The following is a 20,741-nucleotide window of genomic DNA, read 5'->3' as shown; positions in this document are numbered from 1 at the left end:
TGTACTAAATTTGATATTTTATATGTTTAGTATAGATAAAATTCGCGCTGATTTTCCTATTTTACAAAGAGAAGTACATGGAAAAAAATTAGTGTATTTAGATAACGGAGCAACTTCACAAACACCACAGGTAGTAATTGACACTATTGTAGATTATTACTCTAATTACAATGCAAATATTCATAGAGGTGTACATACATTAAGTCAGGAAGCTACTGATAAGTATGAGGAAGCAAGGATTAAGATTCAAAAACATTTCAATGCGAAGCATTCGTATGAAATTATTTTAACTTCAGGAACAACACATGGGGTTAATATTGTAGCATCTGGTTTTGCTTCTATTTTACAAGAAGGAGATGAAATAATTGTTTCAGCTTTAGAGCATCATTCTAACATTGTGCCTTGGCAAATGTTATGTGAAAAAACAGGAGCTATTTTAAAAGTAATTCCGATGGATGAAGATGGTTCTTTACGCATGGATATATACCATGAATTGTTGAACCCAAAAACAAAATTAGTTTTTTGTAATCATGTATCTAATGCATTAGGAACAATTAATCCAATAAAAGAAATTATTCATGCAGGACATAAGTTTGGAGCTTATGTATTGATTGATGGTGCACAAGCAGTACCGCACATAAAACCAGATGTACAAGCATTAGATGCTGATTTTTATGTAGCTTCAGCTCATAAAATGTGCGGACCAACAGGTGTTGGAATGTTGTATGGTAAAGAAGAGCTATTGCAGTTATTACCACCATACCAAGGAGGAGGAGAAATGATTGAAACCGTAACTTTTGAAAAAACAACCTATGCAGGGTTACCTCATAAGTTTGAAGCAGGAACACCTAATATTTGCGGAGGTATTGCTTTTGGAATTGCTGTTGATTATATGAATTCAGTTGGTTTTTCTAACATAGAGAAACAAGAAAACGAACTGTTATCGTACGCAACCCAAGAATTAGAAAAAATAGATGGGTTAAAAATCTACGGAACAACTAACAAAACATCAGTAATATCTTTTAATTTAGAAGGAATTCACCCGTATGATGTTGGAGCTATTTTAGATAAGTTAGGTGTTGCTGTTCGTACAGGTCACCATTGTGCACAACCTATTATGGATTTTTATTGTATTCCAGGAACAGTGAGAGCTTCTTTTTCTTTTTATAATACGAAAGAAGAAGTTGATGTATTGGTAAACGCAGTTAAGAAAGCGCAAATGATGTTAAGTTAGAAGAATTTAGCATAAGAATATAAAAAAGCCTCCAAATGGAGGCTTTTTTAGTTTATAATAGTTTTTTTACTAATCTCTTGACATAAATATTTGTAATACATACCAGAATAATAGCATTAAAGAAGCAAATAAGCCTAATGCTGCAGGAATGTAATCATCCGTAGAAAACTTGTGAACTAAGTTAGATGTTTGGTATAAAATAGAACCAGCTGCTAACACACACATTCCAACAGAAAACCACAAACCTAAATTAAATCCGAATAAAGCACCAGCTATTATTAATCCGATAGCGATAAAGAATCCAACAGATAATCCAGCTCTAATAAAAGAAAAATCCTTTTTAGTAATAAAAACGATTGATGAAATTCCAACAAACAATGCTAACGTAACAATTCCTGCTTGTTTTATAACATCAAAATTATTGGTATAAGAAATAGCAATGTAAATTAAAGGGATAAAAATAAATGCTTCAGCAAAGATATACCCTGAATATGCTAAGTATTGTAAGTTTTTATCAGAAGTTTTTAAGGCAGTACTTTCTGCATAGTTTGTAATTAACATAAAACCACCCAGTAACAATAACCATTTATAACCTTGGGTCATTGATAAGGCAAATTCTACAATCGTAGCACTTTGTAAAAATAAATATTCAAACAAAACAAACAATAATACGCCACCAGCAACGTGCGCATAGGTTTTTTTGTAAAAAGCAATTCTGTCAGTTTCTGATACTTGTGCAACAAGCACTTTTGGTTCAAATGAGTTTTCCATAATTAATTTTTTAAATACGATGTAAAGATATGTTTTTTAGGTGATTTTAAATTTATCTTTCCATGTTGTAGAAAATACAATTTGAGTGTGTTAAAAATGTCGTATTTAAAATTTTTATTGTTTAAAATTGACGTTTTTTTATTGTTTTTGTTAAATTTTAACATTCTTAGATTGTTAGGATAAGGGTGTTCCCAAGTGATAAAACCTAATAAATTAACTTTTTTTTAACTTTTATTTAGCGTTTAAAAAAAATCATATATTGCATATCGTTAAAAAACCCTTCAAATAACTATCAAATTTACAGGTATTTAACAAATTAATTGATGATACCTTTTTTTTGAGTTTTTTAACAAGTTTATTGCCTTATGGGCAGTTTTATCAATAACTAATTTTTTAATTATTCACAACATGAAAAGAATTTTTTTAACACTAGCTGTAGCAGCCTCATTTTTAGTAGGATGTCAGGAAAACTCTAAAGACGAAGCTTTAGACCCTCAAGAATCAATTGATATGAGTGACTTTTATGTAGAAACAGAAGAAGTTTCTCATAGAGGAGGGTCAGAACAATGCCACTCAATGAGAGTTTTAAACAGGCAGGTAAAAGAAAACCCAGGGTTATACAAAAAAATGTATGATATTGAGTATGCTACAAGAAAAATAACAACAAAGAAAGGTAAACCAGGGGGAGGAAGTACTGGAGGGGATGTAGATGTAGCACCAATAGAAGATGGTTTAGGAACTATTAATATTCCTGTATATGTACATATTGTTTTACCAAACTCTAATAGTGTTACAAATTCTCAAATTCAAGCACAAATGAATGTATTGAATGACGACTTTAGTAATCCAAATACAAATCAACTTCCTTCAGGGGCTTCGGATTTTATCAACGATGCAACTGATACAGGAATCCAGTTTACATTAGCAGGCACTTTTAGGCATGATGACTCTAGGTCATCTTGGGGAACTAACGATGCTGTTAAGGCTGCTTATCCTCCAATTACACCAGAAACACACTTAAATGTTTGGGTATGTGAAATAGGAGGAGGTATCTTAGGATATGCTCAATTTCCAGGAGGTTCTTTATCTACAGATGGTGTAGTGTTATTAGCAGGAACTTTACCAGGAGGGTCTTCTGCTCCATATAATATGGGAAGAACTGCAACCCATGAGGTTGGTCATTACTTAAATTTACGTCACATTTGGGGAGACGGAAGATGTCGTCAAGACGATTTCGTAGCTGATACTCCATCTTCTGATGCATCAAACTACGGATGTCCAACGTATCCAGATGTTAGCTGTAAATCTGCTGATATGACAATGAACTATATGGATTATACAAACGATGCTTGTATGTATATGTTTACTGATGGTCAGCGTAACAGAATGAGAGCTTTATTTGCTTCAGGAGGAGCGAGGTCTTCTATGATATAAGTTTAATAAGTCTTTTTTTAAGACGTTCTCAATAATTATTTTAAAACCAAGAGATGTACATCTCTTGGTTTTTTTTACTTTTATGCGGATAAATAATAACTTTTTATTTTGAAAAACATTAAATTCCCAACTCCGCATACTATCTTATTATTAATTGCTGGGTTGGTAGCTATTTTAACATGGTTTGTACCAGCAGGTAAGTTTGACACGTTACAGTATCAGAAAAACAATAATTCATTTACGTATTTACACTTAGAGGAAGAGAAAACAATAGAGGCAAGTCAAGAAACATTAGAAGGCTTAGGAATTAAAATTCCATTAGAAAAGTTTATCAACGGTGATATCGCAAAACCAATCAGTGTACCAGGAACCTATACTCAGCTAGATCCAAAACCACAGGGTTTTTTAGACTTTTTTAAATCGCCAATAAAAGGAATCATTCAATCGTCAGATATTATTTTATTTGTCCTGATTTTAGGAGGAATTATAGGAATAATGAATTTCACAGGTGCTTTTGATGCTGGAATAGCTTGGTTAGCAAAAACATTGAAAGGAAAAGAGTATTGGCTTATATTTGTGGTAACAACCTTAATAGCTGTAGGAGGTACAACTTTTGGGTTGGCAGAAGAAACCATTGCCTTTTATCCAATACTAATTCCCATATTTTTAGCGGCAAAATACGATGCTATAGTAGCTTTAGCTTGTGTGTATATTGGGTCGTCGATTGGTACAATGTGTTCAACGGTAAACCCGTTTAGTGTTATTATTGCTTCAGATGCAGCAGGAATTAATTGGACTACTGGCTTTACAGGGAGGTTGTTAATGTTAATTGGAGGAATTATCATTTGTGTAATTTATATTTTACGTTATGCAAACAAAGTTCAAAAAGATCCAACAAAATCCATTATTTACGATCAAAAAGAAATGATTGAAAGTCTTTTTGGCAGTTCAACATCAAGTACACATAGCTTAACAGGTAGACTACGAATTATATTAACCATTTTTACCATGTGTTTTGTAATTATGATTTATGGAGTATCCCGTTTAGGATGGTGGTTTGAAGAAATGACCGTGGTGTTTTTAATAGGTGCTATTTTAATAGGTTTTTTAGCTAAGATGAAAGAAGAAAACTTTGTAAACACGTTTATTAAAGGAGCTGGAGATTTATTAGGAGTTGCTTTTATTATCGGTATTGCACGAGGAGTTTCCGTATTAATGGAACAAGGTTTAATAAGCGACACTATTTTACAACACGCAAGCGAGTTTACTACAGGAATGTCTAAAGGAATTTTTACCAATGTAATGTTATTCATTTATTCAGGACTATCATTTTTTATTCCAAGTTCATCAGGAATGGCAGTATTAACGATGCCCATCATGTCTCCGTTGGCAGATACAGTTGGTGTTGGTAGAGAAGTTATTGTAAATACCTATCAATATGGTATGGGGTTGTTTGCTTTTATCAACCCAACAGGCTTAATTTTGGCATCTTTAGCCATTGTGAAAGTAGGATATGATAAATGGTTAAAGTTTGTAATTCCGTTAGTAATTATCTTAACCATTTTTACAATGCTAGTTTTAACCGCCCAAGTATACTTGTAAATAATGAAACAAATTTATGCGCTGTTTTTCTTGATATTTTTCTTCGGATGCAAGCCAGAAACTAAACTGACCAATATGAAAGAGAAAGTTGTAATCGCTCATCGAGGAGCCTCAGGATACTTACCAGAACACACGATGGAAGCCAAAGCCATGGCATACGCAATGAATCCTGATTATATAGAACAAGATTTAGTATTGAGTAAAGATAACATTCCAATTGTTATTCATGATATTTATTTGGATGATGTTACTGATGTTGCTGAAAAATATCCAGAAAAAAAACGAGAAGATGAACGTTTTTATGTAATTGATTTTACGTTTGAAGAACTACAAAAACTAAATGTAACAGAGCGTTTTAATCCGAAAACAGGAGAACAAGTGTACCCGAATCGATTTCCGAAGGGGAGAGGTAACTTTAAATTACACTCTTTACAAGAGGAAATAGAGCTAATTCAAGGACTAAATGCTTCCACAGGAAAAAATATCGGAATTTATCCAGAAATTAAAAACCCAGCATTTCATCATAAGAATGGAAAAGATATTGCTAAAATTTCGTTGGATATCCTTTCAAGCTATGGCTACAAAACAACGAACGATAAATGTATGTTTCAATGTTTTGATGCGAAAGAATTGGAAAGAGTTCGAAAAGAATTGAAGTCCGAATTATTCTTAGTACAATTAATTGAGTTCCCTGAGGAAACCAAAGAATTAGCACATTTTGCATCGTATGCAGACGGGTTGGGACCTTGGTACAAGCAAATTTTAGATAAAAAAGTAGGAGAGAAGTGGCAGTTTACAACACTAGTTAAAGATGCTCACAAATTAGGACTACAAGTACATCCATATACTTTTAGAGCAGATCAACTGGGTGAATTTTCTTCTTTTGAAGAAATGATGCAAGTACTGTTTCTTGAAGCAAATGTTGATGGCGGTTTTACCGATTTTCCAGATAAAATGGTTCAGTTTTTAGCTACACAGTAACCTCTAACAATTTTTTTCTATATACTGAAAGTAGTTTTGATTTAGAAATAAAACCAATGTACACTCTGTTTTTTACCACGGGTAAATTCCATGCGCCACTTTCTTTAAATTTTTGCATGACTTTTTCAGTGGTGTCATTATAAAAAATAATTGCTGGAGCAATTTTCATAATATCTCTTACCTTCGTAGTTTCATATAATTCTTGATTAAACATCATAGGGCGGATATCATCTAATAAAACAATCCCCATAAACTTATCTTCATTATCAACCACAGGAAAAATATTACGTTTTGATTTGGCAACTGCTTTTTTTAGCATATCTCCAAGACTCATTTCAGGATGAATTTTTACAAAGTTTTTTTCAATAATTTGACTCGTTTTCATCATCATCATCACATTTTTATCTTTGTTATGCGTAATTAACTCGCCACGTTCTGCTAGTTCAATTGTGTAAATAGAATTTGATACAAAATACTTGGTAATAGCATAGGAAACAGCAGAAACAAGCATTAATGGAACAAATAAATCATAACCTCCAGTTATTTCAGCAATTAAGAAAATAGCCGTTAAAGGTGCGTGTAAAACACCAGCCATTAAGCCCGTCATACCAATCAATGTGAAGTTAGTTTCTGAGACATCAAACCCGAATTGATTGATAATTTTAGCAGTAACATTTCCCAAAGCACTTCCCATAACAAGTGTAGGAATAAAAATACCACCAACTCCGCCAGCAGCAAAAGTAGTAGTCATGGCAATTACTTTAAAAACACCAATAATTAACAGAAAAATAATAACCATCCAAACATTATTAAAATCAATGTTGTAATGAATATTTTTAAGAGCGGCACTGGCATTTTCAGACAATAAATTGTTGATAATTCCATAACCTTCACCAAATAAAGGAGGAATTAAAAACAGCATTATACCAATAGCAATTCCACCAAATACTAATCGTTTAAAAGGAGTGTATTTTTTGAAAAAATTAATAATTCTAAAATAGATTTTAGAAAAATATACAGAAGAAAACCCTGTAAAAATAGCCAAGGCTATGTAAAAGATAAGATCGTTAATTTCAAAAGCATCTTGTAGTTGTACACTAAATAATACATCTTTTCCTAAAAAGAAATAAGAAGTAATCACCGCTGAAACCGATGCTAATAATAAAGGAACTAACGATGCAAAAGCAAGATCCAAACTAAAAATTTCCACTGCAAAAATGATAGCAGCAATAGGAGCTTTGAACATTGAAGACATCGCACCAGCGGTAGCACAACCAATTAGCAGCATACGAGTTCTCATATTCATATGAAAAAGCCTAGCAACACCTGAGCCTAAGGCAGCACCAGTACTTACAGCAGGGCCTTGTAGCCCTACAGAACCTCCAAAACCTACAGTTATAGGAGCGGTAATTAATGAAGCATAAATTTTATAACGTTCAATAATTCCATTCTTTTTAGAAATAGATTGTAAAGTAGTAGAAATACCATGATCAATATCTTTTCTAATTAGATATTTTTTAATGTAATACACTAAAAATAACCCGATGATAGGAAAAATAAAGTATAACGAATGATGATAATCTTTAATAAGTCCATCTTCTAAAATACGATGGAAGTAAAAAGTAAGGTTCTTAAGAATTAAGGTACCAATACCCGCTAAAAACCCTACTAAAATGCTTAAAACATATACAAACTGTCGTTCAGAGATATGTTTGTATCTCCAAATTAATATTTTCTTATAAGCTTCTTTAGATGTAGGCATTGTGTTCTAGATGCTTAGTTAATTTTTGAAAAGCTAAATATGAATAATTAAAGATATAATTTATTAAGAAAAGTTGTAGGTTTTTATAAAAAAGAAAAATCCCATTCTAATTCTAGAACGGGATTTTTTATTGGTTATTACGAAGTAAATTGTATTCGATGTGGTAACCCTCTTGTTTTGTAACAAGGTAGACTACCCTTTAATATCTAGTTTAATGCTCAATTCTTGTAATTGCTCATCGTCTATAGTTGCAGGAGCATCAATCATTACATCGCGTCCTGAATTGTTTTTAGGGAAAGCAATAAAATCACGAATGGTTTCTTGACCTCCTAAAATAGCTACCAAACGATCTAAACCGAAAGCTAAACCTCCGTGAGGTGGTGCTCCGTATTCAAAAGCATCCATTAAGAATCCAAACTGAGCTTTTGCCTCTTCTTCGGTAAATCCTAAATGCTTAAACATGATAGCTTGTGTTTCTTTATCATGAATTCTAATAGAACCTCCACCAATTTCGTTTCCGTTTAACACTAAATCGTAAGCATTTGCTTTTACAGCTCCTGGATCAGTATCTAATAATGCTAACTGACCTGGTTTTGGAGAAGTAAATGGGTGGTGCATTGCGTGGTAGTGCCCTGTTTCTTCATCTAATTCTAGTAATGGGAAATCGATTACCCATAACGGAGCAAACTCGTTTGGTTTACGCAAACCTAAACGTTCTGCTAGTTCCATACGTAACGCACTTAATTGCGCGCGAACTTTGTTAGTATTTCCTGAAAGAATACAGATTAAATCTCCAGCCTTCGCTCCTGTAGCTTCAGCCCATTTAGCTAAATCTTCTTGGTCGTAGAACTTGTCTACCGATGATTTAAAGCTTCCATCTTCGTTACATTTCACATATACCATTCCTAAAGCTCCTACTTGCGGACGCTTTACCCAATCAATTAATTTATCAATCTCTTTACGAGTGTATGAAGCGCCTCCTGGTACAGCCATACCTACAACTAATTCAGCATCGTTAAATACTTTAAAGTCTTTGTGCTGTGCTACTTCGTTTAACTCGCCAAACTCCATTCCAAAACGGATGTCTGGTTTATCATTTCCGTACTTACGCATAGCTTCATCAAACGTAATTCTGGGAAATTTGTCTACTTCAACTCCGTTGATTTCTTTTAATAAATGACGTGTCATTCCTTCAAAAATTTCTAACACATCTTCTTGCTCAACAAATGCCATTTCACAGTCTATCTGTGTAAATTCTGGTTGACGGTCGGCACGTAAATCTTCATCTCTAAAACACTTTACAATTTGGAAGTATTTATCCATACCACCTACCATTAATAACTGTTTAAAGGTTTGTGGTGATTGTGGTAAGGCATAAAACTGACCAGCATTCATACGAGAAGGTACTAAGAAATCTCGTGCTCCTTCTGGAGTGGATTTGATTAAATATGGAGTTTCCACATCAATAAATCCTTTGTCAGATAAATATTTACGAACTTCCATCGATACTTTATGACGGAAAACTAAGCTGTTTTTAACTGGGTTACGACGAATATCTAAATAACGATATTTCATACGTAAATCTTCACCTCCATCCGTTTCATCTTCTATTGTAAAAGGTGGTAATTTAGCTTCGTTTAAAATTTCTAAACTAGATACTAAAACCTCTACATCACCTGTTGGAATATTTGCGTTTTTAGATTGACGCTCAATAACTTTTCCAGTAACTTGTACTACAAACTCACGCCCTAAAGTTTTTGCCTTCTCCATTAAGTCTTTAGAAGTGCGTTCCTCGTCGAAGATTAACTGTGTAATTCCGTAACGGTCACGTAAATCTACCCAAATCATAAAACCCTTATCACGTGATTTTTGTACCCATCCAGAAAGGGTAACTTCAGTATTAATGTGCGATGCTCTTAACTCACCACAAGTATGCGTTCTGTACATTTTTAAAAATTTTATTCTCGCATAGCGAGATTTCTTACAAATTTGTCATTCCGAACTTGTTTCGGAATCTAGAAATTTTTGCTGTGCAAATTTAACTATAAATGTTAGTTTGTAAAAAATTACCACGACTTAGTTTTTATGACTTTAAATCATTTGTTTTGCAGTATAAAAACCTTTTTCAAATGACATTAGACGTATTTAAACAAACCATACAAAATACACCAAAAAAAGTTGAGTTTTCTGACACTATTTCGGTAATTGAAAGCCTGTATAGTTTCACTCCTACTGCCTTTAAAAATGGAAGTTTATACAACGAAGCTGAAAAAAATCAAGGTTCGTGTAAAATATTTTCGTTTGCTATACAGCAGCGATTTAGTAAAGAAGAAACCTTAGCGTGTTTTGGAAAATATTATTTTGAAGATGTGTTATATAATCCAGAAGGAACAGATCATCAAAATATTAGAAACTTTATAAAAACAGGTTTTGAAGGCTTGCTTTTTGAAGGAGAGCCCTTGGCTAAACATTAAAAGCTCCTCTTTTTAACTTCTGAAAATACTTAGCAGCTTCTCTCTTTACTTTTGGCGCTAAAATTAGTGTTGAAAGCACAGTAGGAATTGCCATTAAAGCATAAGCACTGTCAATTAGGTTAATAACAAAGTCTAATTTTATAATAGAAGCAATTACAATAGTAATGATGTAAATATAATTGTATGATTTTCCAATCTTGGTGTTAGTTAAAAAGCTTAAACAACTCAATCCATAAAAAGAGTAGGTGAACAGTGTTGAGAAAGCAAATATTAATACACAAATGGTTAAAATAATACTTCCAATCTTGTAAGGAAGTACCGCATCAAATGCAGCCAGTGTCATAGAAATTCCATTACCTTCAAAATTTTCCCAAACTCCTGAGGCTAAAATGGCTAATGCAGTTAAAGAACAAACTAACAAGGTGTCAATAGCAGGCCCCAGCATAGCGACTAATCCTTCACGGATTGGTTCTTTGGTTTTTGCAGTCCCATGCATCATAGGTGCAGTACCTAAGCCAGCTTCGTTAGAAAAAGCAGCACGTTTTACTCCAGTGATTATCAAAACCCCTAAAGCACCACCTAAAACAGATTTTCCTGAAAAAGCATCCTCAAAAATTAAAGAAAAAATAGATGGAACTTGTTCTAATCGCAAAAATAAAATGGTTAAAACAGTAAGTAAATAAATCACAACCATTATAGGAACTAATTTTCCTGCAACACTACCAATTCGTTTAATTCCACCAAAAATAACTATGGCCACTATAATAGCAGTAGAAATACCTAATAGTAATTTAGCTGTAAAATGGCTAGATTCTTGTATTTGAAAAACATCTACTAAGGTTTGTGTTAGTTGGTTGGCCTGAAATGCAGGTAGTGTACCTATCAATCCAGCTGCTGAGAAGAATAGTGCTAAAGGTTTCCATTTTTTTCCTAAACCCTCAGTAATTACATACATAGGACCTCCTTTTACGTTTCCGTTTTCATCTTTTCCGCGATACATTACTGATAAGCTACAGGTGAAAAATTTGGTAGCCATACCTACAAAAGCACTAATCCACATCCAAAAAATAGCACCCGGACCACCTGTTGCAATAGCAATGGCAACACCACTAATATTTCCCATTCCTACCGTAGCTGCAATAGCAGATGATAAGGCTTCGTAATGTGATAAATCTCCAGGAGAGTCTACTTTGTCATATTTTCCTCTTAAAATAGCAATAGCATGACCAATGTACCTGAACGGAATTAACCCTGAATAGATAAAAAGGTATAATCCACCACCAATTAATAAAATTAGTAAGGGAATTCCCCATACCCAAGAAGAAAATTGAGCAATTGAGTCTTGAATGTTTAAAAACATGAAATAGGATTTTTACGAAAGTACTAAAAAGTGATAGTAAAAAAAGAACGATAGCTGTGATTTAACAACTATCGTTCTTTTGTGAATTTTTATTTACAAACAATTCCTTTTTTTTCTAAGAATTCAATGTCTCTTAAAAAGCCTTTTTGAATGGTTTCTGCTTGAAAAATAAAAGTTTTATCATGTAGTCTGTTGTCTTCAAAAAATGTTATCTGAAAACGGTTGTCTAAATCGAACAATTCAGGTTGCATTAATTCAAACTTTTGATAACTATTTGCAGGAAGAGTATCTATTTTTCTTCTGAAAATAGAAGTAGTTTTAGTATCTGAAAATCCTTGTGAAACAATTACGACCATTTCTAAATCAACATCTTTTCTGTTTAGAATGTATACATTCCAATCCTCTTTACCATCAATTTCATTAGTTTCTAAAACTACTGCGATTTCTACACCTGTTACTTTAGGGATTTCAATATCTTTTCTCATTGAAAACTTTTTAAAACGGAAAGACGAAAGTTTAACGCTTTCGTCTTTTATTTTTTGAATTTATCTTTAAAATTAAATTACAGATTTAAACTGTTCTAAGAAACGTTTGTCATTTTCATAGAACATACGAATATCTGGAATCTGGTATAACAACATTGCAATACGTTCAATACCCATTCCGAAAGCATAACCACTATATTTTGTAGGGTCGATATTACAGTTCTTTAAAACATTAGGATCTACCATACCGCATCCCATAATTTCTAACCAACCAGTTCCCTTGGTAATTCTGTAATCGGTTTCAGTTTCTAATCCCCAGTAAATGTCTACTTCTGCACTTGGCTCAGTAAATGGGAAGTACGACGGACGTAAACGTATTTTAGATTTACCAAACATTTCTTTGGTAAAGTATAATAAGGTTTGTTTTAAATCGGCAAAAGAAACGTCAGTATCTATATATAACCCTTCTACTTGGTGGAAAATACAGTGTGCACGTGCTGAAATATCTTCGTTTCTAAACACACGTCCTGGAGAAATTGTACGAATTGGAGGTTCGTTGTTTTCCATATAACGCACCTGAACTGATGAGGTATGTGTTCTTAGTAATGTGTCAGGATTCTTTTCAATAAAGAAAGTATCTTGCATATCACGTGCCGGGTGATATTCTGGTAAATTCAAAGCAGTAAAGTTGTGCCAATCATCTTCAATTTCTGGTCCTTCAGAAACAGTAAAACCAATACGGTTAAATACTTCTATAATTTGATTCTTTACTAAAGAAATCGGGTGTCGAGAACCTAAGTTGATTGGTTCAGATGGACGCGTTAAATCACCATAAACACCTTTTTCCTCAACAGCATTCTCAATAGCCTCTTTTAAAGAGTTTACTTTATCTTCAGCTGAAGTTTTAAGTAAATTTATGGTTTGCCCAAATTCTTTCTTTTGGTCGTTAGGTACATTTTTAAATTCAGTAAATAAATCTTTTAAAATTCCTTTACTTCCTAAATATTTAATTCTAAATGTTTCAATTTCTTCTTTTGAAGTGGTATTAAAAGCTTTTACCTCTTCAATCAATTCTTTTACCTTGTCTAACATAATCTTTCCAAAAGTTAAGGTGCAAATTTACGTTTTTTTGTCTAAAAAAAAGGACTTTTAATAGGGTTTGCATAAACACCAATAAAATAAGGGAAATAAACGGTAAAATAGAAATTAACGAATAGTAAAATAATTATATTTGCATAGTAAAATTGTTAATATTATAAAATAACAGAACAACAACTAAGTTTATGGAATCTAACATACAAGCATTTATGGATTACGTAAAAGAACGTAATGCATACGAACCAGAGTTTTTGCAAGCTGTACATGAAGTAGCAGAAACAGTAATTCCGTTTATAGAAAATAATCCAAAATATCAGGGTAAGAAATTACTAGAGCGTATGGTTGAACCTGAACGTACTATTATGTTTAGAGTGCCTTGGGTTGATGATAACGGAGAAACTCAAGTAAACAGAGGATATAGAGTTGAGTTTAACTCAGCAATTGGTCCTTATAAAGGAGGGTTACGTTTTCATCCTTCAGTAAACTTATCAATCTTAAAATTTTTAGGATTTGAGCAAGTTTTCAAAAACTCATTAACAACCTTACCAATGGGTGGTGGTAAAGGAGGATCTGACTTTAACCCTAAAGGAAAGTCTGACCGTGAAGTAATGGCTTTTTGTCAATCATTTATGACAGAGTTAGCACGTCATATTGGACCTGATACTGATGTTCCTGCTGGAGATATTGGTGTTGGAGGTCGTGAAATAGGTTACATGTTTGGTCAATACAAGCGTTTACGTAACGAATTCACTGGAGTATTAACTGGTAAAGGAGCTTCTTGGGGAGGTTCATTAATCCGTCCTGAAGCTACAGGTTATGGTGATGTTTACTTTGCAGAAAACATGTTAAAAACCAAAGGAGATTCTTTCGAGGGTAAAACTGTAGTTGTTTCTGGTTCTGGTAACGTAGCGCAATATGCTACTGAAAAAGCAACTCAATTAGGAGCTAAAGTGGTTACTTTATCTGATTCATCAGGTTATATCTATGATGAAGATGGTATTGATGCTGAAAAATTAGCTTTTGTACAAGAGTTAAAGAATGTAAAACGTGGAAGAATCCATGAATACGTAGAAAAATACCCATCAGCAAAATTCTTCAAAGGTGAAAGACCTTGGGGAACTAAGTGTGATGTGGCTTTGCCATGTGCAACTCAAAATGAGTTAAATGGAGATGAAGCAAAAGTATTAGTTGATAATGGATGTATTTGTGTTGCAGAAGGAGCAAACATGCCATCTACTCCAGAAGCTATTGAAGTATTCCAAAATGCAAAAATCTTATTTGCACCAGGTAAAGCTTCAAATGCAGGAGGTGTAGCAACATCTGGATTAGAAATGTCTCAAAACTCTTTACGTTTGTCTTGGACTCGTGAAGAAGTAGATAGCAAGTTACATTCTATTATGAATAATATTCACGAAGCTTGTGTAAAATATGGTACACAAGAAGGTGGGTATGTTGATTATGTAAAAGGAGCAAATATTGCTGGTTTTGTTAAGGTTGCTGATGCAATGTTGGATCAAGGAGCGGTATAATTTTATAGATAATAACATTAAAGCCTCATAGAAATATTTCTATGAGGCTTTTTTATTAGGGGATAATCGGTAAGTAATTACTTACTACTACTTTTCTGTATAGTTAAAGGCATTTTATAAATATGGTTTTTTAACTTAAATTCATTATTTATAAACTTATAATTTAATCTGCTTTTTACATAGTGACAAACTTGTTCAGTATCACAGTTAACATTCAAAATAACTATTTCTCCGTTTTTGTTTATTAAAAATTCTACGGTAGTTTTTACTTCTTTATCTAGAACAAAGTTAGGGTTACCTAATAGTTCAACGATTTTTGTTCTAATTTTCTCTTTTGCAGGATTTTCGTTTGTTGAAAAAACTGAAGTACTCATTAGAGTGACGAACATTAATACAAATAACTTTTTCATTTTTTAGAGTTTTAGGGTTTGTTTTAAGTTTGTTTGTTAAAATTTAACACTGTAAAAGTATTGTAAATGAGGTTTTTAATTGGATGTTGGTAATTAATAAAATATTGTTTTAAAGTAAAATAAATAAGCGCCTTATAACTGTTTTACAAATAATTAATATTGAATATATTTCTTTTTTTAAGTTTCTTTTTTGATGAATTTTAAACAGTTTAGTGATTTTTATTAAAATATATAAGATTGTTTTTTAAAATTTATCGAATACCTAAATACTTAAGGTTAGCTTTATGTTATAAAGCTTGCTTGATTTTTGTATTTTCGAATGATAATTTTTTTAAATGACAGCAAATAAGAGAAAAAATAGATATACGATTGCTTTTTATAATGTTGAAAATTTATTCGATACTGTAGATAATCCAAATACTTTTGATGATGATTTTACACCAAATGGTAAACTAAGATGGAATAGAAAAAAGTATGGTCATAAACTTAGAAAAATAACATCTGTTATTAGTCAGTTAGGAAATAACCAATCAGCATATCCACCTGTTATTATAGGATTGGTTGAGGTTGAAAATGCCATTGTTGTAAACGATTTAGTAAAGCACAAAAACCTGTCAAGATTTAATTATGATTATGTTCATTACGATTCACCAGACGAAAGAGGTATTGATGTTGCTTTGATGTATAACAAAGACTTTTTTAAGGTTATATTTTCAGAAACGCATTCACTTTTATTAAACGATGAAGAAGGTGGGGTAGATTATACGCGTGATTTATTAGTGGTTAAAGGGATGCTTAATGATGAAATAGTATACGTTTTAGTTAACCATTGGCCTTCACGTAGAGAAGGGGTGTCAGAAACTGAAAATAATAGGATAAAAGCAGCCCAATTGACTCGAAGTGTTATGGATAAGATTAAAGAAGAAGAAAGTACTGCAAAGTTTATTATTATGGGAGATTTTAATGATAACCCCGTAAATAAAAGTGTTGAAGAGTATTTGATGTCAGATGATTTGTATAACCCAATGAAGCCTTTATATAAAAGAGGTAAAGGAACAACCACTCATTTCAAAGAATGGCATTTATTTGATCAGATTATGTTTTCTAGAGATTTTTTTGATGAGAAAAAAAGTAAGTACACATTTTTAGATGCAAAAATTTATAATAGAGATTGGTTAAAAATATTCAATGGGAAATATGAAGGAAGTCCGTTTAGAACTTTTATAGGACCTTTTTATAAGGGCGGGTTTTCAGATCATTTTCCTGTTTATATTACTCTAGAAAAAGATAGATAAAAAAATCCTGAGAGTTTTCTCAGGATTTGTATTTTGAATAAAATCAATTGTTACTCTACAGTAACCGATTTTGCTAAGTTTCTTGGTTGGTCAACATTTTTATCCAACATTACTGCTATATGGTATGAAAGTAACTGGAGTGGTATTGTAGTTAATAAAGGAGAAAAAGCTTCTTCTGTATCTGGTATTTCAATTACATGGTCAGCTATTTCCTTAACTGTTTCATCACCTTCCGTAACAATTGCTACTATTTTACCGCTACGAGACTTAATTTCTTGAATATTACTTACTACTTTTTCGTAATGTCCTCTACTTGTTGCAATGACAAAAACAGGCATGTTTTCATCAATTAAGGCAATCGGTCCGTGTTTCATTTCAGCAGCAGGATACCCTTCAGCATGAATGTAAGAGATTTCTTTTAGTTTTAAAGCCCCTTCTAAAGCAACAGGAAAGTTAAACCCTCTACCTAAATATAAACAGTTTTTAGCGTCTTTATATACGGCTGCTATTTCTTTAACTTGGGAATCAATTTTCAATAAACTTTCTACCTGAGTAGGAATTTGTTGCATCGTTTGTAAATAAGTATTCACTGCAGATGTTGATAAAGTTCCTTTAGCTTGTGCTAGTTTTAAAGCAATTAGAGAAAGTACTGTTATCTGTGTTGTGAATGCTTTAGTTGAAGCTACTCCAATTTCTGGACCAGCATGCGTATAAGCACCAGCATGTGTTTCCCTAGCAATTGAAGAGCCTACTACGTTACAAATACCAAAAACAAAAGCTCCTTTAGATTTAGCAAGTTTAATAGCAGCTAAAGTATCAGCTGTTTCACCAGACTGAGAAATGGCAATTACTACATCTTTTGGGGTAATAATAGGATTACGATATCTAAACTCTGAGGCATATTCAACTTCAACAGGAATACGTGCCATATCTTCAAAAAGGTATTCTCCAACCAATCCTGCATGCCAGGAAGTACCACAAGCTACAACGATAATTCTGTCTGCATTTAAGAATTTAGACATATTATCATCAACACCAGCCATTCGTATAATTCCCTCATTGGCTAGCATTCTTCCTCTATAAGTATCTATAATAGCTTTAGGTTGTTCATATATTTCTTTCAACATAAAGTGATCATAACCACCTTTTTCTATCTGTTCAAGACTTAATTGTAGTTTTTGAATATTCGCATCAATTTCTTTATCACTCTCAATTTTACGAACTTTAATCCCTTTGTCTTTTTTTATAATAGCTAATTCACCATCCTCAAGGTAAATAGCATCTTTTGTATATTCAATAAAAGGAGAAGCATCAGAAGCTACGAAAAACTCTTCGTTGTTTTTTCCAACCCCAATAGCAATAGGGCTACCTAATCGAGCTACGACTAATTCATTAGGTTTTGTTTTGTCAAAAACAGCAATTGCATAAGCTCCAATTACATTGGTTAAAGCTAATTGAACAGCTTTTCCTAATTTACATTCCTCGCTTTTTTTTATTTCTTCAATAAGGTTTACTAAAACCTCAGTATCGGTATCACTTTTAAATTCATAGCCTCTAGAAAGCAATTCTTTTTTAATGGTATCATAATTTTCTATAATTCCATTATGAACAATTACAAGATTTCCAGATTGAGAAAAATGAGGATGAGAATTTACATTATTAGGAACGCCATGTGTTGCCCAACGAGTATGTCCAATGCCTATTTTGCCATTTTTTCTTTTTTCTTCTTTGTTTGTAATTATTTCTAAATCAGAAACTTTTCCTTTGGTTTTTGATAAGTGCATTGTTTCACCATCATACATCATGATTCCCGCACTATCATAACCTCTATATTCTAAACGCTTTAATCCATTAATTACAATTGGATAAGCTTCTCTATGTCCAATATATCCAGTAATTCCACACATACAACTTACTTTTCTTTTGAATATGATATTTTTAAAACAGCTCTTTTAGTTCCGTTAGTAGTCTCATTGCCATCTAACAATGTTACAGCTCTTGGGTTCCAGTTATAGGATTTAACAGAGGTTGTTAAAACATTATTAACTACAGGGGCATCTGTAGGATTGTATACTTTTAAAACTAAAGGATCAGTAGTTGTGTTTTCTTCAGATGATAGTAATTTAGAAATATAATCGGTAATTCTAAACGTATATTTTTCAGGAGTATTGTCGTCAGTTTTCTTTAAAACTCCGCTAAATGAAGCTGGATCAACATAAGCATCTGTTAACTGAGTTGGTGAAATGCCGCCTGCCTCGTTTTTCTTATTTTGATATAAGAATAATTGCTGAGGAATAACATTGGCATCATTGTTAATTGTTTGATTTATATAAAAAGTAAGTGAGGCATCGTTGATTAGCCAGTTATTACTTTTTAATTCTTGAACTTTTGTCTCGTCTAAAATTTCAACTTCTGCAATCCTACCAGCTGTTCCTTGAATAACAAAGTTGTTAGCGGGAGCTGGATTTGCAGCAGGAGTCATTTTATAAATACTGTTTCTTACTCCTGCAAGGGGGAAGGAATATTCTTTTTGTATAGTGTCTTTTACTGTAGTTCCATCTACTACTGATTTAGTGTAGTAAAAATCTACTGAAGGAGTCGGAGAAGCTGCGAGATTCAGAGGGACTAAAGAACCATCGTTTCCAGTAGCCATAATTTTTAAACCCCTGAAGTAATTATCAAAAGCCTCTTTTGAAGCAAATTCTCCATTTTCAAATTTATCCCAGAATAAAGTTTTCATTTTTGCTAAATCTAAAGGAATTGCTAAAAATGGAACTTTAAGCTTTTGTGAGTTTTCTGCTTTAACGGTGTATTTATAAGTGGTTGTGTTTGTTAATGAAGAAGACCTGTCAATTCTATCAAAAATGAATGTAGTGTCTGTAGCTTTAGGTTTCATTTCATAAACTCCATCTTCATTTAAAATAGTATTACCTAAGTATTCACTATCAGAAAAAAAAGTGTTTCTTTTAGAAGGGTCACTTGGGTTTAGTGTATTTAAATAGGTTTCATTTTGAAATACTTGTATAGAAGTAGCAATATTTGGGTTACCTAATACCGAATCTAATTTAAAAGTAGTAATACCATTTGTAGTACCCTTAGATGTTGCTTGGTACGGAATTTTTAAAATTACTTTATCTAAATTAAATATGGTATCACCATCGGTAACATTTTCTTTGTTTTTTAAACCAGATAAATAACCAAGTTGAGAAATGATTGATGCTTCAATTTTTTCAGCATTAGGATTGTTATACACTCCTAGCCAATAATCACTAATAGTAGCGTTAATATTATCAGCTTGTACATTTTTTGTGTCTATTGGAGTTATTTTAACATCCAATAGAATTTCTCCTGTTTCAAACTTGTCATTATTAATAACATTTGTCCCAACTTCACTAAAGTCTTTTTCACAAGATGTAATAGTTGCTAAACATAGCAAGCTAATACCAAGTACACCAATTCTTCTAATCATTATTCGCTTAATTCTAAAACGTTCTCTTTATAAAATTCTAAATATGCTTCAGTTAAGGTTTCTTCCGATTGAAAATCTAAAACTTTTACATTATTGTCATTAATATAGGTTTCAACTTCTTCCGGTAAAACTTCACTGCCTTTTATGATAGCATCTGAGTTTTCAATAGCACTTTTCAAAATGTTTAAATGACTCGGTGTTTCGATAGTTGCTACCTTTGATTCCTCAATCTTATCAAAACGAACTTTATTAGCCATTTCTTTATTTAAATCTTCAATGTCGCTATTGTAAAGCGAAGTTACAATCTTACTTTCTGCAAACAAAGGTTCTTCTTTATAATATTCTCTTAAATATAGAGGTAATAAAGATGCCATCCATCCATGAACATGAATAATGTCAGGAGCCCAGTTTAATTTTTTAACGGTTTCAACTACACCTTTAGCGAAGAAAATCATACGCTCATCGTTATCTTCAAAAAGCTTATCGTCTTCGTCAGAATAAACTGCTTTACGCTTAAAATATTCATCATTGTCAATAAAGTATACTTGCATCCTTTCTTTAGGAATGGATGCAACCTTAATTATTAAAGGCATATCCATGTCGTTAATAATTAGGTTCATACCCGATAGACGAATAACTTCGTGTAACTGATGCCTTCGCTCATTAATCACCCCAAATCGAGGCATGAAAATACGGGTTTGAATTCCTTTAGAATGTGCATTTTTAGCAACGTTAAATGCGGTAGACGATAATTCTGTTTCTGGTAAATATGGTGTTACCTCTGATGAAACATATAAAATTCTCTTATCCTTCATTAAATCGGTCTCTTTTATTGAA

17 protein-coding genes are annotated in these 20,741 nt (G+C 32.5%); 7 read left to right on the top strand and 10 right to left on the bottom strand.

From position 1 onward, the window contains the following. The first annotated feature begins 22 nt into the window (after positions 1–22). Positions 23–1,234: an aminotransferase class V-fold PLP-dependent enzyme gene (locus NH341_RS01240; RefSeq protein ID WP_253055490.1), complete on the top strand. Its 1,212-nt coding sequence runs from the start codon at positions 23–25 to the stop codon at positions 1,232–1,234. Between the two features lie 69 nt (positions 1,235–1,303). On the opposite strand, the gene NH341_RS01235 is transcribed toward NH341_RS01240, so the two are convergent. Continuing rightward, positions 1,304–2,005, bottom strand: coding sequence for a Bax inhibitor-1 family protein (locus NH341_RS01235; protein ID WP_082118594.1), 702 nt, complete (start codon positions 2,003–2,005; stop codon positions 1,304–1,306). Between the two features lie 408 nt (positions 2,006–2,413). On the opposite strand from NH341_RS01235, the gene NH341_RS01230 reads away from it, so the two are divergent. The 3 genes from NH341_RS01230 (at position 2,414) to glpQ (ending at position 6,022) form a co-directional block, all read left to right on the top strand. Continuing rightward, positions 2,414–3,439: a zinc metalloprotease gene (locus NH341_RS01230; protein ID WP_047788205.1), complete on the top strand. Its 1,026-nt coding sequence runs from the start codon at positions 2,414–2,416 to the stop codon at positions 3,437–3,439. 108 nt (positions 3,440–3,547) lie between these two features. Continuing rightward, on the top strand, positions 3,548–5,041 hold the full coding sequence (locus NH341_RS01225; RefSeq protein WP_253055489.1) for a YfcC family protein: 1,494 nt from the start codon (positions 3,548–3,550) through the stop codon (positions 5,039–5,041). A gap of 75 nt (positions 5,042–5,116) precedes the next feature. Continuing rightward, positions 5,117–6,022: a glycerophosphodiester phosphodiesterase gene (glpQ, locus tag NH341_RS01220; RefSeq protein ID WP_253055488.1), complete on the top strand. Its 906-nt coding sequence runs from the start codon at positions 5,117–5,119 to the stop codon at positions 6,020–6,022. On the opposite strand, the gene NH341_RS01215 is transcribed toward glpQ, so the two are convergent. Both NH341_RS01215 and aspS read right to left on the bottom strand, forming a co-directional pair. After that, positions 6,012–7,784, bottom strand: coding sequence for a chloride channel protein (locus NH341_RS01215; protein ID WP_073182464.1), 1,773 nt, complete (start codon positions 7,782–7,784; stop codon positions 6,012–6,014). The genes glpQ and NH341_RS01215 overlap by 11 nt on opposite strands. A 192-nt stretch (positions 7,785–7,976) precedes the next feature. Beyond that, positions 7,977–9,731 (bottom strand): aspartate--tRNA ligase, encoded by a 1,755-nt coding sequence (gene aspS, locus NH341_RS01210; protein WP_253055487.1) that lies wholly within the window; start codon positions 9,729–9,731, stop codon positions 7,977–7,979. Positions 9,732–9,913: 182 nt separating this feature from the next. Here aspS and NH341_RS01205 point away from each other — a divergent pair, with 182 nt between their 5' ends. Continuing rightward, a complete protein-coding gene (locus tag NH341_RS01205) occupies positions 9,914–10,258 on the top strand; it encodes a HopJ type III effector protein (protein ID WP_253055486.1) in 345 nt (114 codons plus the stop codon). Here NH341_RS01205 and NH341_RS01200 read toward each other — a convergent pair. The 3 genes from NH341_RS01200 to pheS all read right to left on the bottom strand — a co-directional run bounded on the left by NH341_RS01200 (position 10,248) and on the right by pheS (position 13,195). Then, positions 10,248–11,618: a sodium:alanine symporter family protein gene (locus tag NH341_RS01200; RefSeq protein WP_253055485.1), complete on the bottom strand. Its 1,371-nt coding sequence runs from the start codon at positions 11,616–11,618 to the stop codon at positions 10,248–10,250. The genes NH341_RS01205 and NH341_RS01200 overlap by 11 nt on opposite strands. 89 nt (positions 11,619–11,707) lie before the next feature. Continuing rightward, entirely contained in the window at positions 11,708–12,103 is a 396-nt protein-coding gene (locus tag NH341_RS01195) for a hypothetical protein (protein ID WP_253055484.1), read from the bottom strand. Between the two features lie 72 nt (positions 12,104–12,175). Next, positions 12,176–13,195, bottom strand: a complete 1,020-nt coding sequence (gene pheS / locus NH341_RS01190; RefSeq protein ID WP_073182468.1) for a phenylalanine--tRNA ligase subunit alpha — start codon at positions 13,193–13,195, stop codon at positions 12,176–12,178. 191 nt (positions 13,196–13,386) lie between these two features. On the opposite strand from pheS, the gene gdhA reads away from it, so the two are divergent. Beyond that, positions 13,387–14,730, top strand: a complete 1,344-nt coding sequence (gene gdhA / locus NH341_RS01185) for an NADP-specific glutamate dehydrogenase (protein ID WP_047788213.1) — start codon at positions 13,387–13,389, stop codon at positions 14,728–14,730. A 77-nt stretch (positions 14,731–14,807) separates the two neighbouring features. On the opposite strand, the gene NH341_RS01180 is transcribed toward gdhA, so the two are convergent. After that, positions 14,808–15,140, bottom strand: a complete 333-nt coding sequence (locus NH341_RS01180) for a hypothetical protein (protein WP_125064411.1) — start codon at positions 15,138–15,140, stop codon at positions 14,808–14,810. A gap of 335 nt (positions 15,141–15,475) precedes the next feature. Here NH341_RS01180 and NH341_RS01175 point away from each other — a divergent pair, with 335 nt between their 5' ends. Beyond that, the gene (locus NH341_RS01175) at positions 15,476–16,435 is read left to right on the top strand and encodes an endonuclease/exonuclease/phosphatase family protein (RefSeq protein WP_047788215.1); all 960 of its coding nucleotides are present in this window, start codon (positions 15,476–15,478) and stop codon (positions 16,433–16,435) included. A gap of 50 nt (positions 16,436–16,485) precedes the next feature. Here NH341_RS01175 and glmS read toward each other — a convergent pair whose 3' ends face one another. From glmS to NH341_RS01160, 3 genes are read right to left on the bottom strand one after another with little or no spacing between them, the layout of a single operon-like run. Next, a complete protein-coding gene (gene glmS, locus NH341_RS01170) occupies positions 16,486–18,342 on the bottom strand; it encodes a glutamine--fructose-6-phosphate transaminase (isomerizing) (RefSeq protein ID WP_159488953.1) in 1,857 nt (618 codons plus the stop codon). Positions 18,343–18,347: 5 nt separating this feature from the next. After that, on the bottom strand, positions 18,348–19,904 hold the full coding sequence (locus NH341_RS01165; protein WP_253055483.1) for a DUF4270 family protein: 1,557 nt from the start codon (positions 19,902–19,904) through the stop codon (positions 18,348–18,350). Next, positions 19,904–20,719 carry a glycogen/starch synthase gene (locus tag NH341_RS01160; RefSeq protein ID WP_159488958.1) on the bottom strand — a complete coding sequence of 272 codons (816 nt, stop codon included), beginning with the start codon at positions 20,717–20,719 and terminating at the stop codon, positions 19,904–19,906. The genes NH341_RS01165 and NH341_RS01160 overlap by 1 nt, the downstream gene beginning before the upstream one ends. Positions 20,720–20,741 lie beyond the last annotated feature (22 nt).

The organism is Tenacibaculum sp. XPcli2-G (assembly GCF_024124505.1).
Taxonomy (GTDB): Bacteria; Bacteroidota; Bacteroidia; order Flavobacteriales; family Flavobacteriaceae; genus Polaribacter; species Polaribacter mesophilus.
This window is presented reverse-complemented; position numbering and strand designations above follow the sequence as displayed.

What these genes read in the sequence shown, in the direction of transcription:
- NH341_RS01165 (WP_253055483.1), bottom strand. Translation starts at nt 19,904, where the DNA reads ATGATTAGAAGAATTGGTGTACTTGGTATTAGCTTGCTATGTTTAGCA.
- pheS (WP_073182468.1), bottom strand. Translation starts at nt 13,195, where the DNA reads ATGTTAGACAAGGTAAAAGAATTGATTGAAGAGGTAAAAGCTTTTAAT.
- NH341_RS01180 (WP_125064411.1), bottom strand. Translation starts at nt 15,140, where the DNA reads ATGAAAAAGTTATTTGTATTAATGTTCGTCACTCTAATGAGTACTTCA.
- glpQ (WP_253055488.1), top strand. Translation starts at nt 5,117, where the DNA reads ATGAAAGAGAAAGTTGTAATCGCTCATCGAGGAGCCTCAGGATACTTA.
- NH341_RS01240 (WP_253055490.1), top strand. Translation starts at nt 23, where the DNA reads ATGTTTAGTATAGATAAAATTCGCGCTGATTTTCCTATTTTACAAAGA.
- aspS (WP_253055487.1), bottom strand. Translation starts at nt 9,731, where the DNA reads ATGTACAGAACGCATACTTGTGGTGAGTTAAGAGCATCGCACATTAAT.
- glmS (WP_159488953.1), bottom strand. Translation starts at nt 18,342, where the DNA reads ATGTGTGGAATTACTGGATATATTGGACATAGAGAAGCTTATCCAATT.
- NH341_RS01235 (WP_082118594.1), bottom strand. Translation starts at nt 2,005, where the DNA reads ATGGAAAACTCATTTGAACCAAAAGTGCTTGTTGCACAAGTATCAGAA.
- gdhA (WP_047788213.1), top strand. Translation starts at nt 13,387, where the DNA reads ATGGAATCTAACATACAAGCATTTATGGATTACGTAAAAGAACGTAAT.
- NH341_RS01205 (WP_253055486.1), top strand. Translation starts at nt 9,914, where the DNA reads ATGACATTAGACGTATTTAAACAAACCATACAAAATACACCAAAAAAA.
- NH341_RS01160 (WP_159488958.1), bottom strand. Translation starts at nt 20,719, where the DNA reads ATGAAGGATAAGAGAATTTTATATGTTTCATCAGAGGTAACACCATAT.
- NH341_RS01195 (WP_253055484.1), bottom strand. Translation starts at nt 12,103, where the DNA reads ATGAGAAAAGATATTGAAATCCCTAAAGTAACAGGTGTAGAAATCGCA.
- NH341_RS01230 (WP_047788205.1), top strand. Translation starts at nt 2,414, where the DNA reads ATGAAAAGAATTTTTTTAACACTAGCTGTAGCAGCCTCATTTTTAGTA.
- NH341_RS01200 (WP_253055485.1), bottom strand. Translation starts at nt 11,618, where the DNA reads ATGTTTTTAAACATTCAAGACTCAATTGCTCAATTTTCTTCTTGGGTA.
- NH341_RS01215 (WP_073182464.1), bottom strand. Translation starts at nt 7,784, where the DNA reads ATGCCTACATCTAAAGAAGCTTATAAGAAAATATTAATTTGGAGATAC.
- NH341_RS01175 (WP_047788215.1), top strand. Translation starts at nt 15,476, where the DNA reads ATGACAGCAAATAAGAGAAAAAATAGATATACGATTGCTTTTTATAAT.